Here is a 13,837-nt window from a genome sequence, read left to right on the forward strand (position 1 = left end):
AAGAGGCACCATGTCCGACATCACCATTCCCGGCGGCAAGATCCGTTCCTTCGTCGAGCGGATCGAGAACCTCGACAGCGAAATGCAGGAGTTGAGCGAACAGAAAAAGGAAGTCTTCGCGGAAGCCAAGGGCGAGGGTTTCGACGTGAAGATCCTCAAGGAGATCATCAAGCTGCGCAAGGAAGACAAGAACGAGCGCGACGAGCGCGAAAGCCTGCTCGACCTCTACATGCGCGCGATGGAGACGGCCTCGCCGGAGCAGGCGAAGGCGGCGTGAGACCAGCGGGTCAATCGGCGAGGGAGAGATGGTCGCGATCGAAAAGGATTGCGGCCGTCATGCGGTGGCAACCGCCCTAAGTAAAGCACCGTCATTCCGGGGCGTGCGAAGCGCGAACCCGGAATCCATTTCGCTACCTGTCATGCCGCCCGATGGATTCCGGGCTCGCGCCCAAGGGCGCGCCCCGGAATGACGGCGTCGGTCATTAATAGCGACCGCCGCTGCCCTTCTGCTGCGTGATCCAGTCCGACAATGATTTCGGTTTGGATTTCGCCATCCGGCCCGGCGATGCCTTCGGAGCGTCGCGAACGCCCTTCGCCGAACTGCTGCGCGGTCCTTGCGTGGCGCTGACGTTTCTCAACGCCGCCGCCGATGCCTCCGCGGCTTCCTTCTCCAGGCGCAGCTGTTTCAATCGCGCCATCTTGATGCGCTCTGCCTCGACTTCGGGTCGTTCGGCGAGAAGCGGCTTGGCTTCAGCAAACTCCGCCGTGACCACGACGCCAAGAATGGTCGTCTCGCCGAGCGCCTTGCAGGCCTCGAGCCGATGCAGTCCCTCGACCAGAACGAGCCGGTCTCCGTCGCGCCTGATGGAAATCGGGGCCTGTTGTCCGATCTCCAGCATGCTTTCCGCGATCTCCGCCACGGTCTCGGGATTGACGGCCTTCTTCTGCTTGGTGGGAACGAAGATCTTCTCGATCGGGAAGCTTTCCGGTTTGGGCATAACTTAACTCCGCTTCTACCGGGCCCGTCGGAACCCATGCCGGTGAGGGTGGGAGTTTAGGTGGGAAGGGGGCAGCCGCAAAGGAATTTCGGCAGAATGCGGTGTGCACTAATCCGGAGCGCATACGAAAATTAGGCGATGTTACCGATCTGGCGATAGCGAACGAATCTAGTGCACTGTCAGCGCAATTCCCGCAGCGATTTTACATAGGAGGTACTTGGAATTTCACCGGGATGTTCTTTGCTATGTCTGCATAAGCTTGGAGGTGCGCTGCACGAAGAATTCCTTCAGCCAACAGGTTCATTCTGTGATTACTCTCTCCTTTGGGATACCGGAAATGTGTCTCGATGATGTTTCCGGCGGTAGTATCTTCAATGGATTTCAGCCATCTCGTGCGTACCCATTGAAGGATATCACCATGCTGGAATATCGCCACGCGTGCTGCGGTGCTCTTCTTGTTTCGCATCCCATCGAATATCCGCGGCGAGGTGTTGAATACGACAGCAGGCAGCGCAAGCCAAACAGACACAGAAAGCGCGATGCCGCCACCAAGAGAGTGCCCAGTCAAGCTAACTTGTCGGTCGGGATTAAGATCGCAATACTCTTTAACCTTTTTCTTGGCGCTTTTATAGGGCACAGAAATGCCCAAAGCGAAATTGCCGGCGATCCAGTCGATCTTTTCATCGGTTCCTCGGAAGGCAACTATCGTTTCCTTCGAATTTTGTTTTTCCCAAATGTCGAACTGCAAGTTTGAGAATATCTTCCCGAGGATAGATTTGGGGAAGTATGAATTTTCGTGGATCGAAGGGGACGGGTATCCAGGAAATCCCACCTTATCCCATCCAAGTTCTTCAACGGGAAATAGAGCTCGGTTAGTGTCGCCGGCATAGGCGCGTGAGCACATCATTGCCTGCAATGCGTATGCGTTGGCGTCTCCAATTGTTATTGCTCTAACCATGCTTTCCCCCAAAGTCACTGGCTTGTTGAAACCGTGGAGCAGAGCGCAATCCATCAATGTCGATCATCGAAAGATGCGTTTCCCCGTTGCCCCGCCAAACTGCAGAAATTGCCGTTCAATCAGATCATCGATATCAAATATTGAGTCTATCAAACCGCAACCTGTGCGGGAGCGCAAGCGGGCGCTTCTAGCTCATGCGCCATGGCCGGTGTGACAAGATGTCATGCTGCTTATCCGCAATGGGAACGCCGCCATTTAATGGTTGCTATGGGCTGCCTCTGGAGGCTTGTGAGGCACGCGTACAGTTTTTTCCATGGAATGACTGAAGCCGCGCCCGTCGGCATAATTAAATGAACAGTGCAAAATGAGAAACGTTGCCTTTTTCGGGACCCGCGCGACGTAGGAGTACTTCGCGACCAAAGATGGCCCAACCGTGTAGTACTCAAAGTCTCCTAGGAACGAGGCTTTCGCGACCCGATGCGGAAAATTGACCTGCCCGTCATGTTTTTTGGACACATCGACGATCTCATCGGCATAGATCGCTGCAAGATCGAATCCGAACTTCTGTACCTTGTGTGGGACCTTGCCCTTGTTGGTTAGGACAGCGATCACCTCAACGATCCAGACGTCACCCTGTTGCCCTATGAAAGAAATCTCGGCGGACGTCTCGATGTGCGGATAATTGCTCTCTTCAACGATATAGCGTCGGTAAGCCCAGATGCCGCCGACGATGAGCGCGCCAGGCGTGATAACATGCTGAATTAGTTCAGCCACGGTTGCCCAATACTTGATATCCATTTGGATTTTCTCAGTCGAAATAAAAAGTGTGCGTAATCCGTAGTATGGATGGAGCCCTTGCGAAGCCCAAAGTTGTCTGGCCGCCGATGGGTCTCGCTCCGCTCTACCCATCCTACAGGCTAACCGTTCAGCGAGTTCAGAACGTCGTTGATCAATATGTTGGCTCTATTTGTAGAGCCTTGTGCTCCTTTGCTTAAGGCGAGGCGCCGATGCTCAGGACTGTTTGAGCCAGCGTAGATAAAGAACGGTGTGAGGTTGCCGCTCTTTCGCAGGGAATTAAGAAGTGTGTAGCCGGCTTGAGCGTCTGGCGGTCTACCCATATCACTTATGATGGCGTCGAATTGCGTGTTCTTCAGCTTAGCGAGAGCTTCACCGGTCGACTCTGCCAACTCGAATTCAACGTTGTATGCTTCCAACGCGCGACGCTCGTAGACATTATTGTCTGGTCTATCATCGACCCAGAGGATCCGTTTGAGTTTCGTCGATTTTCTCTGTGGTTCCTCGTTGCGAATGACGTCGGACGCCCGAGAAAGCGCCGCCACCTGATTCCGTTCCGTAACTCTCTTAGGGGGAGCAATTGGGCGAGCTCTTGTTGCTGAGTCTTTCCGAACGCGAGCAAGAGCAACGCCGATCTTCTCCGATAGCTGTCTGACCGAAGCCTTGACTTGGGGGTCATTGATCGGCAGGTCAGCTTTAGAGCGCCAGTCATAGCGTTGGCGCGATGCAATAACTTCTGCAAGTGGATCGTCGCGGAGCAGTTCCCGTTTCTCGAGAGCCGGTACCGTGACGAAATAGATCGGCAGTATCAAGTCGTCACGTCCTTGTTCACTCTCGTGAGTAATGAACTTCTTCAATTCATCACGGCAGGCTTCGCTCTGGAAGAAAAGGGGAGTTACAACCGGAACAAGAAATCTTGCGCTAGCAACGGCCTGATTGAGGCCCTTCTGCCATTGCTCGCCGAACTCTAGTCCGTCAACATCTTGATAGATTTTGAAGTTCTTCTGCCCGGCAATTACTTGGACGCCGAGTTCGATGAGTTTCCGCAAAGATGTGATTGCGCCACCGAAGAACTCATCATCAAGTCGTGTGTAGCTTAGGAAGGCGTCGGGTTGGTTGGTCACGATCCAACTCCTAATCGTATGGGTCAAAAAAGATCCTGAATGCTGCAATACGCTCCTAGGTTGTCACAACGATCGACTTTGGAAAAGCCATAAATGGAAAGGGCGGCCCCTCCGGCCGCCCTCCGTGGAGGCCCGGGTCAAGCCCGGGTATGAGGTTCCTTGTCGTGGTCCATATCCCTCACGAACACCCCGTCGTGCTTCCGCACGTATCGCACTTCATGCACGTCCCATTCCGCACCAGCGTGAAGTTGCCGCACTCGCTGCACATCTCGCCCTCGTAGCCCTTGGCCTTGGCTTCGGCGCGGCGCTCGGCCTTGGTCGGAGCTGCGGTCGCGGCGGTGCCGGCCTTGCTCCATTGCAGCTGCTCGAGCTTCTCCGTCGGAGACAGATCGTGCTGGGCTTCCTGCTTCAGCGCGACGGCGCCTTCGATGGCGTCGCCGACGCGGGCGCTAGCGCCGTGGGCGGCCAGCGCGGTGACCCGGCTGCCGCCTGATGGCGCGCTGTCGTTGCCTTGGCTGACCGCGGCCGAGCCGCCGCGCATCACGACGAGGTTGTCCGTGCGCGAGCGGGTGAGGCCGCGCGAGACCAGTTTTGTCGCGTGCTGGCCGCCGTCCTCGTCCGGCTCCTTGCCTTCCTCGACGCCCTTGCCGAGCGCGTCAAAGCCCGTCTCGTTGGGATCGACGTGGGCGAGGTCGAAGCGGCTGAGATAGCTCACCGCGAGCTCGCGGAAGACGTAGTCGAGGATCGAGGTCGCGTACTTGATGCTGTCGTTGCCCTGCACGGGGCCCGCCGGCTCGAAGCGGGTGAAGGTGAAGGCGTCGACATATTCGTCGAGCGGCACGCCGTATTGCAGGCCGAGCGACACCGCGATAGCGAAGTTGTTGATGAAGGAGCGCAGCGCCGCGCCTTCCTTGTGCATGTCGATGAAGATCTCGCCGAGACGGCCGTCATCGTATTCGCCGGTGCGCAGATACACCTTATGTCCGCCGACGACCGCCTTCTGGGTGTAGCCCTTGCGGCGATCGGGCATCTTCTCGCGCTCGCGCATCACGACGATGCGCTCGACCAGCTTCTCGACGACCTTTTCGGCCACATGCGTGGCGCGAGCCGCCATGGGCTTTTCGTGCAGCAGCTCGACCGCATCGTCCTCGTCCTCGTCGTCGCTGATGAGCTGCGAGTTGAGCGGCTGGGAGAGCTTGGAGCCATCGCGATAGAGCGCGTTGGCCTTCAGCGCCAGCTTCCACGACAGCATGTAGGCGGACTTGCAGTCCTCCACCGTGGCGTCGTTCGGCATGTTGATGGTCTTGGAGATCGCACCCGAGATGAAGGGCTGCGCCGCCGCCATCATGCGGATGTGGCTCTCGACCGACAGGTAGCGCTTGCCGATCTTGCCGCAGGGATTGGCGCAGTCGAACACCGGATAGTGCTCGGCCTTGAGGTGCGGGGCACCTTCCACCGTCATCGCGCCGCAGATGTGGACGTTGGCCGCTTCGATCTCGCGCTTGGTGAAGCCGACGGCCTGGAGCAGATCGAAGCCGGGGGCTGCAATGGCTTCAGCGCCGATGCCGAGCTGGTCGCGGATGAAGTCTTCGCCAAAGGTCCACTTGTTGAAGGCGAACTTGATGTCGAACGCGGTCGGCAGGGCCTTCTCGACCTTGGCGATGGCTTCATCGGTAAAACCCTTGGCCTTCAGCGTGGTGACGTTGATGCCGGGGGCGTTCGCCAGCGAGCCGTGGCCGACGGCGTAGGCCTCGATCTCGGCAATCTCGCTCTCGCGATAGCCGAGCGCGCGGAGCGCTGCCGGCACGGCGCGGTTGATGATCTTGAAGTAGCCGCCGCCGGCCAGCTTCTTGAACTTGACCAGCGCGAAGTCGGGCTCGATGCCGGTGGTGTCGCAATCCATGACGAGGCCGATCGTGCCGGTCGGCGCGATCACCGTGGTCTGGGCGTTGCGATAGCCGTGCTTCTCGCCGAGCTCGAGCGCCGCATCCCAGGCCGCCTGGGCATGGCCGACGAGGTCGGCTTGCGGGCAGGAGACGAGGTCGAGCGGCACCGGGTTGACGCTGAGCGCCTCATAGCCGTTCGACTGGCCGTGCGCGGCGCGGCGGTGGTTGCGGATCACGCGCAGCATGTGCGCGGCGTTCTTCTTGTAGCCGGGGAAGGTGCCGAGCTCGGCGGCGATCTCCGCGGAGCTCTTGTAGGTGATGCCGGTCATCACAGCGGTGAGGGCGCCGCAGAGCGCGCGGCCTTCCTTGGAGTCGTAGGGCAGGCCCATGGTCATCAGCAGGCCGCCGATATTGGCGTAGCCGAGGCCGAGCGTGCGGAACTCGTAGGAAAGCTCGGCGATCGCCTTCGACGGGAACTGCGCCATCATGACGGAGATTTCCAGCACGATGGTCCAGAGCCGGCAGAGGTGCTCATAGCCCTCGACGTCGAAGCGCTTGGTGTCGGTGTTGTAGAACGTCAGCAGGTTCGCCGAGGCGAGGTTGCACGCTGTGTCGTCCAGGAACATGTATTCCGAGCACGGATTGGACGCGCGGATGTCGCCGGACGCCTTGCAGGTGTGCCAGTCGTTCATCGTGGTGTTGAAGTGCAGGCCCGGATCGGCCGAGGCCCAGGCGGCGTAGCCGATCTTCTCCCAGAGATCGCGCGCCTTCAGCGTTTTCGTCACCTTCTTCGAGGTGCGGGCGTTGAGATTCCAGTCGCCGTCGGTCTCGACCGCGCGCAGGAAGTCGTCCTTGAGCGAGACCGAGTTGTTGGAGTTCTGCCCCGAAACCGTGAGATAGGCTTCGCTATCCCAGTCGGTGTCGTAGGTGTCGAACTGGATGTCCTTGTAGCCCTGTTTGGCGAACTGGATGACGCGCTTGATGTAATTGTCGGGCACGAGGCTGCGGCGGGCGAGCTTGATTTCCCGGCGCAGGGCAGGGTTCTTTTCGGGGTCGAAGCAATCGTCGCCCGAGCCTTCGCAGTTGACGCAGGCCTTCAGCACGGCCTTCAAGTGCTTCTGGTTGATCTTGGAGCCCGTGACGAGGGCGGCGACCTTCTGCTCCTCCTTCACCTTCCAGTCGATATAGGTCTCGATGTCGGGGTGATCGACATCGACGACGACCATCTTGGCGGCGCGGCGCGTGGTGCCGCCCGACTTGATCGCGCCGGCGGCGCGGTCGCCGATCTTGAGGAAGCTCATCAGGCCGGACGAGCGGCCGCCGCCGGAGAGCTTTTCGCCTTCGCCGCGCAGGCGCGAGAAGTTGGAGCCGGTGCCGGAGCCATATTTGAACAGGCGCGCTTCGCGGACCCAGAGGTCCATGATGCCGCCCTCGTTGACGAGGTCGTCGCCGACGCCCTGGATGAAGCAGGCATGCGGCTGCGGATGCTCGTAGGCCGACTTGGACTTGGTCAGCTTGCCCGTGAAGGGGTCGACGTAATAATGGCCCTGGCCGGGGCCGTCGATGCCGTAGGCCCAGTGCAGGCCGGTGTTGAACCATTGCGGCGAGTTCGGCGCGACCATCTGCATGGCGAGCATGTAGCGGAGCTCGTCATAGAAGGCCTGGGCGTCGTCGTCGCTGGTGAAATAGCCGCCCTTCCAGCCCCAATAGGTCCAGCAGCCGGCGAGGCGGTCGAACACCTGCTTGGCCGAGAGCTCGCTGACATAGCGCTCCTTCTCAGGGAGAGCGGCGAGGGCCTCGGTGTCGGGCACGGAGCGCCACAGGAAGGAGGGGACGGATTCCTCTTCGACCTTCTTCAGGCGCGCGGCAACGCCGGCCTTGCGGAAGTACTTCTGCGCCAGCACGTCGGAGGCGACCTGCGACCACTCGGCCGGGACCTCGACGTTCTCGAGCTTGAACACGACCGAGCCGTCGGGATTGCGAATCTCCGACGTGGTCAGGCGGAATTCGATTCCCGCATAAGGTGACTGTCCCGCAGTGGTGTGGCGCCGCTCAATCCGCATGGTCTTGCCCCGTCCTTTTCTTTGACCGGTCCCGCCCCTCGTTGTGGGCGTGCCGGGTCGTCATTGCATTCGCGGCGCCTTCGGCCGTTCGGCCTTGGAGCACCGCAGTTCAGCCGGTGGATCCGGCCCTGTTTTTTCCCGGCGCGAGCTCGATGCGTCGCATCGATCATCCCGCCGGCATGTCCACACCCATCCGCCCCCAAGGGGATGTGCGCGACATGCGTTCAACGCCCCACAACGTCACTTCGTCATCGATGCCATCCGAGCCTGTTGCCGGCCCGTTCTGGCGCCCCGAAGAGCCTGCATTCCGAGGGCAGACAAGCCCTCATCCGCAGCCTTTGGCCGGCTGGCGGAGCTGAAATTTGCGAGACCCTTTGGGGGAGTGCCGGCGGGACGCAAACTCACTCGCGCCGAACGGACCGAAAGCTAGGACTCTCCGCTGCGCCCGTCAAGAACTAGTGCGAGTTCCTGAATCAAATACTAAATATGGTGGATTGCGGGGGATAACAGGGGTCTTCGCCGCGCCTGTCGTGGACCCAAGTATCAGTGAGTCCTCAGGGATTCCCAACTGAAAAAATTTGCATGCCGTGATGACGCGGGGCCTTCATCCCGCTGTTCACAGGGCAGGTATATTTTTGAGCAATGGGATTGCGTCAGCAGGACTCACGTAGCCCTACGGACGGTGAGGGCAGGCATGCCCGCCAAAGCGGTGGTGGGACCCGCGAATCCGGGCCAAGGTGACCGCCCGATTTGCCGGACTAGCCGACATGCTTGATTCGACGACGCCGGGCGTGCGGCCGCGCATCGCCCCGGCCGGCCTGATGTTCCTTGCGATCACCTCGATCGGCTGGGGCTTCAACTGGCCGGTGACGAAATTCCTACTTGCCGAGCTGCCGCCTCTGACACTGCGCGGGGTCACCGGTGTGCTCGGCGCGCTGCTGCTGGCGCTGCTTGCGGTGATCCGGCGGCAAAGCCTGTACGTGGAGGGCGCGATCTGGCCGCGCCTGCTCACCTCGGCCGCGCTCAACGTCACCTGCTGGATGGTGCTGATGGGGCTGGCACTGCTCTGGCTGCCGGCGAGCGAGGCGGCGCTGATCGCCTATACGATGCCGGTCTGGGCCTCGATCCTCGCCTGGCCGGTCCTGGGCGAGCGGCCGACGGTCTTGCGCACGCTTGGGCTGGTGCTGGCTTTCGCAGGGCTTGCCTCGATCATGGGGGGCAACGGCCTTGCCGCCAGCACGGAAAAGCTGCCGGGCATCATCATGGTGCTGGTCGGTGCGTTCGGCTTTGCCCTCGGCACCGTGCTCTCGAAGAAGTACCCGATTCACCTGCCGCCGCTCACGGCGGCAGCCTGGCAGATCGGGATCGGCTGCCTGCCGATCTCGATCGTCGGCCTCCTGATCGAGACGACGCATTTGTCGCATGTGACGCCGCTCGGCTGGTGGCTGCTGGTCTATTCGGTCGTGGGGCAGTTCTGCATCGCCTATGTCAGCTGGTTCGCAGCACTGGCGCGCCTGCCGGCCTCGGTCGCCGCGATCGGCACCATGGCGGTGCCGGTGATCGGCGTCGTGGCCTCGGCGGTCGCGCTTGGCGAGCCGCTCGGGGCAGGGCAGATCGCGGGGCTGGTGTTTACGCTGGCCGCGGTGGTGCTGGCGACACGGGGGTAGCCGTCCGGAGGTCGGGGTATCAGTGGTCCTGAGGTTCTTTCTCTCGCCGGCGTTGTGCCGGGCCCGGCGGTTTCAACGGCAGGTCAGCAGGTGCGACGGCAAAGACCTCGAGAGCCTGGTCGTAGCCTTTGATGGTCCGCTGTCCGAGCGATGCCATCGGGACGCTATCCCTTACTCTTCCAGCGATCGTGGGATCAGCCAGGATCTGCGCGTCCTTTGCGAGATTACAGAGCCGCGACGCCAAATTCACCACGGCTCCCATCGCCGTGTAATCCAGCCGACCGTTGTAACCGACCGTTCCTACCGTTGCCGGTCCCATGGCAACGCCCACACCAAAGCCGATCGCGTGGCCGGCGTCACACCATTTGCCGGCAAGGGCCTGAACCGTCATTTGCAGGTCGATCGCGAGGCGGACCGCTTGAGTTGCCGGCTGTTCGCATGCGATCGGGGCATTGACCAGCAGCATGACTCCGTCGCCATCAAAGCCGATGAGCGTTGCCTCGTGACGAGTCGTCACGGCGCCGACGGCCTCGTAGTACTCTCGCATGACGGCCATGATGACATCGGGTTCATTGCGCGTGGAGAACGCCGTGAAGCCGCGCAAGTCGCCAAAAATGACAGCCACTTCACGTCGCTGCCCTTCGAGCAGTTCGTGAGAATGCTCGACCAACTCGGCGACCTGTGACGGCAGGAACTGCTTCAGCCGATCGATCCGCGCAGATTTTTGCTGCGAGACCGCCAGTTCAGAAGCCATCTCATTGAAGCGCAACGCCAGCTGCTGCAACTCGTCACCGCTGAAGATTTTGATGCGATGCTCGAATTGTCCGGTTCTAATCCGCTCCACGCCCTCTTCCAGTTGCTTGATCGGACCGGACATTCTGTGCGCGCGCCAATAGGCGAGCGCCAGCGCGACAAGAACACCAAAGGCAATGAGAATTGACGAGCGCCACAAGGCAGCCCGAATTGATGCAAAGGCTTCCGCCGCTGGCTGCATCGCGATCACCGTCCATCCCACATCGGCGGCTTGAACGGATAGCGCCACCACCGGGTTGCCTCGCTCCCCGGTTATCACCGCCGCTCCGCTTGCCGCGCCAACGAGATGCTTGATCCGGCCAAAACTGCCGGAGCTGGCGCGGCCGCGCAGAACCCGGCTGATATCGGGATGTGCGATCAGATGACCGGAATCATCGACGACAATGGCGTAGCCGGTCTCGCCGATTCTAATGGCTGCGATGACATCCCAGATCAGCTTCAGATTGACCTCGGCGATCGCAATCCCTGCGGCCGGCAGGCTCCCGGCAACCGCGATCCTCATATAGGGCTCTGAATCTTGCTGGTACTGAACCGGTCCGTACCAGACTTTGTTGCCGCGTGCGCCCAGAACAGCGGGATCCGCAGACATATCGATGCCGCGCCCGGTCCTGTTCAGAAGCAGCCTGGAAACAAAGACCCGTTCGGTGCCGGTCTCATCCAGAAGCGAAACCGAAACGATTGCAGGCACCTGCTGGAGGAGACGCAAGGCATCGATCTTATGTTGCGCATCGTCTCCGGCAGACCAGGGAAGCTGCACCATCCAACCCAGCTGATCTCGCATGCCATCGGTGAACGCCTCGATCCTGTCGGACGCCGCGCGAGCATCGGCCTGCAGCACCGCGCTGATCTGGCGACGCTGGTCTCGGTAACCGAAAGAAGCCTCGACGGCCGCGCCGAGTATCAGAGGCACGACCGCAGCGACAAACAACGTCGCGAAGTACTTGCAGAACAGCGAGCGACGCGGAGGCATCGTACACGAAGAGGGCTGCGCAGCACCGTCCTTCATAGCTACTCTCAGGAGATCACCTTGCTGGCGCGAAACAGGATCGACGACACATCCAGCTTGATACCCAGAAGCCTGGCTGTCTTCATATTGATTGCCAGTTCAAACTTCTCGGGACGCATCACCGGAAGATCTGACGGATATTCACCGCGCAGGATGCGATCGGCATAAGTGGCAAGCCGAAAATAGGTCGTGCGCTGGTTTGCGCCGTAACTCAAGAGACCTCCAGCGTCACAATATTCAGACCAGCCAAACATCGAAGGCAGCCGGTGCGCAATTGCAAGCTCCGCAATCTTCGCACGATGCACCAGCGTCACAGCATCGGGAAACACGAGGAGAGCATCCGCGTCCACCTTGCCGGCAGCCTTCAACCCATTCTCGATTTCGCGCGCGCCGCAGAACGGAACGTAGGCTGCCTCTATCCCAAGGTTTCGGCACGACTCCAACGTCGCACGCCATTCCAGCGGCTCTCCCGGATGATCCGTGTTCGAGAGGACCGCCAGTTTTCGCAGCTTTGGATAAATGTCCTTGAGCAGCTCAACGCGCTTTCCTGCCAGCTCGAGCGACAGGAATGTGCTGCCGGTGAAATTGGTGCCGGGGTGAGCAAGGCTCTTCACCACACCCAAAGCGACGGGGTCGCCGCTCAATGCAAACAGCACTGGGATGTCGGTGATTGCAGTCATGCCGCGTGTCGCCGGACCGCTCGAGACCACAAGGTCGACATCCCCTCGCTGCAGCTCGGAGACGATCTTCCGCAGTGCCTGCGGATTTCCAGGGGCATAATGCGTCTCGAAGGTTACGGTCTTGCCTTCGACATATCCCAGGGCGCGCATTCCATCGCGAAAGCCGTCCAGGAAGGGATCCGGTTCGGACTCAGTCGAGACCCAGAAGATTCGATGCAGCTTGGCTCCGCCCTGCGCCCGTGCGATCGCAGGCCAGGCCAGTCCTCCACCGATCAACAAGATGAACTCTCGTCTTTTCATGCGAGCACCTGTCGAAGCTGGGCCTTGCAGTTCCGGCCGCAGACCAAGATCCTAGCTGTGCGTCTGATGACTGCTGCGCTCCGCAAGCGGACTGTCGCGCCACCGGCTCCGACATTTGTCCTCGTGAGCATGCTCAGAGACTGGGCTGGCGAGACGATTTGTCCTTGAGATGCGCTTGATTTTTACTTGAGACCGGCCCGGTTAAGACCAAAACGGCCTTGCGCGTTGCATCGCGCGGTGTCTGAACACCTCCAGCGCGGATCCGGGCTAGTTATGGCGCCTCAAAAGGACAGTTGGAACTCACATCCTGAGCCAGTGCCCACGACCTCATAGATTGGGTGACTTCAGCGCCTTCGGCAACTCACGGGCTAGCGCGTGTACGCATACGGGCTAGGGGCTCATAAAGGCAATGTTCGCTCCTGAGGGACGAGCGGAGATATTCTGATCTGCCAGAGCATCACTGCTTGTGACCCAGAGCCGTCATGAGACCGATGCGCTCAATACCGCCTGACGGATCCTCATCATTGCGAGATGAACCAATCTGTACCCTGGGGTTTGGACCCGCAACGGAACATATGGCGCTAAATCGTCGGGCGCGCTGGCGATTGCCCAAGTGCCAGAAGCGCTGCGGCCAGCGCCGCCGCGGCCTTTTCGGGCCGGGCTTTCTCATAGATTGCGAACTCAAGGTCAGGAAGGCGCGGCAGCCCCTCTTGCGATCCCAGAATGCGCAAACCTGCAATGACCGCGCTCGCGGGAAGCGGCGTGATGGCGAGACCAGCGAGCGCCGCCGCGCGCACACCTGTCAGGCTGGGGCTGGTATAGATGATCTCCCACGTCAGTTCGCTGTCATTTAGCGCGGCGAGCGCTGCCTCACGCGATACTGACCGCTCGCGATAGAGCGCCAGCGGCAGCACCGCGCCCGGAACCAGATCAAACGCGTCGGCGGCGGCCCAGACCATGGGTTCGCGCCAGACCAGGCGCCCACGCGACGTACCGAGCGGACGCTTAGCGAACACGACGTCGAGTCGTCCCTTGTTCAACTGCTCGATCAATTCCGCACTAACGCCGATCTGCACCTCGAGCTTCACGCTCGCGTGCAACATGGCGAAGCGTCCCAGCGCCGATGGCAGCGAGCCGCCGGCGACTTCCTCGACCACTCCAAGACGCACGGCTCCTGACAAACGCGGCGCTGACAGGCGATGGCGGGCCGCCTCCTCGAGTTGCAACAGACGACGGGCGTCACCCAGCAGCATCTCTCCATCGTCGGTCAGCGCGACGCTGCGGGTCGTGCGCCGGAACAGCGGACGTTTGGTTTCAAGCTCCAATCGCTTGACCTGCTGGCTGATGGTCGACTGCGTCAGATTGAGCCGTTCGGCGGCGCGGTGGAAGCCGCCGCAATCCGCGACGGCAACAAAGGAACGCAAAAGCTCGAATTCCAGCATGCCGATTGATCCAAATTCATGATCAATCATATTACAAAATATCGTTTCTATAATCAATACTGGTCACCTACTTCTGCATCGAAGACAGCGTCGAGCGAAGGAGGT

At 60.5% G+C, this 13,837-nt stretch carries 10 protein-coding genes; 2 read left to right on the forward strand and 8 right to left on the reverse strand.

The features are described from left to right. The first annotated feature begins 10 nt into the window (after window positions 1–10). Window positions 11–277, forward strand: a complete 267-nt coding sequence (locus I6F33_RS07395) for a DUF2312 domain-containing protein (RefSeq protein WP_025575662.1) — start codon at window positions 11–13, stop codon at window positions 275–277. A 205-nt stretch (window positions 278–482) separates the two neighbouring features. Here the strand turns inward: I6F33_RS07395 and I6F33_RS07400 are convergent, their stop codons facing one another. From I6F33_RS07400 to I6F33_RS07420, 5 genes are all read right to left on the reverse strand, one after another. Further along, a complete protein-coding gene (locus I6F33_RS07400) occupies window positions 483–998 on the reverse strand; it encodes a ParB N-terminal domain-containing protein (protein WP_225141753.1) in 516 nt (171 codons plus the stop codon). A 202-nt stretch (window positions 999–1,200) separates the two neighbouring features. Continuing rightward, window positions 1,201–2,010 carry an Mbeg1-like protein gene (locus I6F33_RS07405; protein ID WP_225141755.1) on the reverse strand — a complete coding sequence of 270 codons (810 nt, stop codon included), beginning with the start codon at window positions 2,008–2,010 and terminating at the stop codon, window positions 1,201–1,203. 201 nt (window positions 2,011–2,211) lie between these two features. Next, the gene (locus I6F33_RS07410; protein WP_225141757.1) at window positions 2,212–2,754 is read right to left on the reverse strand and encodes a hypothetical protein; all 543 of its coding nucleotides are present in this window, start codon (window positions 2,752–2,754) and stop codon (window positions 2,212–2,214) included. 119 nt (window positions 2,755–2,873) lie between these two features. After that, window positions 2,874–3,875 (reverse strand): TIR domain-containing protein, encoded by a 1,002-nt coding sequence (locus I6F33_RS07415; RefSeq protein WP_225141759.1) that lies wholly within the window; start codon window positions 3,873–3,875, stop codon window positions 2,874–2,876. 178 nt (window positions 3,876–4,053) lie between these two features. After that, the gene (locus I6F33_RS07420) at window positions 4,054–7,824 is read right to left on the reverse strand and encodes a vitamin B12-dependent ribonucleotide reductase (RefSeq protein ID WP_225141762.1); all 3,771 of its coding nucleotides are present in this window, start codon (window positions 7,822–7,824) and stop codon (window positions 4,054–4,056) included. A gap of 767 nt (window positions 7,825–8,591) precedes the next feature. On the opposite strand from I6F33_RS07420, the gene I6F33_RS07425 reads away from it, so the two are divergent. Further along, window positions 8,592–9,491, forward strand: coding sequence for a DMT family transporter (locus I6F33_RS07425; protein ID WP_225141764.1), 900 nt, complete (start codon window positions 8,592–8,594; stop codon window positions 9,489–9,491). A 19-nt stretch (window positions 9,492–9,510) separates the two neighbouring features. On the opposite strand, the gene I6F33_RS07430 is transcribed toward I6F33_RS07425, so the two are convergent. From I6F33_RS07430 to I6F33_RS07440, 3 genes are all read right to left on the reverse strand, one after another. Beyond that, window positions 9,511–11,310, reverse strand: coding sequence for an adenylate/guanylate cyclase domain-containing protein (locus tag I6F33_RS07430; RefSeq protein ID WP_225141766.1), 1,800 nt, complete (start codon window positions 11,308–11,310; stop codon window positions 9,511–9,513). Between the two features lie 8 nt (window positions 11,311–11,318). Then, window positions 11,319–12,290, reverse strand: a complete 972-nt coding sequence (locus tag I6F33_RS07435) for an ABC transporter substrate-binding protein (RefSeq protein WP_225141768.1) — start codon at window positions 12,288–12,290, stop codon at window positions 11,319–11,321. Between the two features lie 581 nt (window positions 12,291–12,871). Beyond that, complete coding sequence (locus I6F33_RS07440; RefSeq protein ID WP_036000125.1) at window positions 12,872–13,732, reverse strand: LysR substrate-binding domain-containing protein; 861 nt, start codon at window positions 13,730–13,732, stop codon at window positions 12,872–12,874. Window positions 13,733–13,837 lie beyond the last annotated feature (105 nt).

The organism is Bradyrhizobium sp. BRP20 (assembly GCF_020194215.1).
Lineage (GTDB): Bacteria > Pseudomonadota > Alphaproteobacteria > Rhizobiales > Xanthobacteraceae > Bradyrhizobium > Bradyrhizobium yuanmingense.

Coding starts and splice junctions, on each gene's coding strand:
- I6F33_RS07430 (WP_225141766.1), bottom strand. CDS start 11,310: ATGAAGGACGGTGCTGCGCAGCCCTCTTCGTGTACGATGCCTCCGCGT.
- I6F33_RS07395 (WP_025575662.1), top strand. CDS start 11: ATGTCCGACATCACCATTCCCGGCGGCAAGATCCGTTCCTTCGTCGAG.
- I6F33_RS07410 (WP_225141757.1), bottom strand. CDS start 2,754: ATGGATATCAAGTATTGGGCAACCGTGGCTGAACTAATTCAGCATGTT.
- I6F33_RS07435 (WP_225141768.1), bottom strand. CDS start 12,290: ATGAAAAGACGAGAGTTCATCTTGTTGATCGGTGGAGGACTGGCCTGG.
- I6F33_RS07405 (WP_225141755.1), bottom strand. CDS start 2,010: ATGGATTGCGCTCTGCTCCACGGTTTCAACAAGCCAGTGACTTTGGGG.
- I6F33_RS07425 (WP_225141764.1), top strand. CDS start 8,592: ATGCTTGATTCGACGACGCCGGGCGTGCGGCCGCGCATCGCCCCGGCC.
- I6F33_RS07440 (WP_036000125.1), bottom strand. CDS start 13,732: ATGCTGGAATTCGAGCTTTTGCGTTCCTTTGTTGCCGTCGCGGATTGC.
- I6F33_RS07400 (WP_225141753.1), bottom strand. CDS start 998: ATGCCCAAACCGGAAAGCTTCCCGATCGAGAAGATCTTCGTTCCCACC.
- I6F33_RS07420 (WP_225141762.1), bottom strand. CDS start 7,824: ATGCGGATTGAGCGGCGCCACACCACTGCGGGACAGTCACCTTATGCG.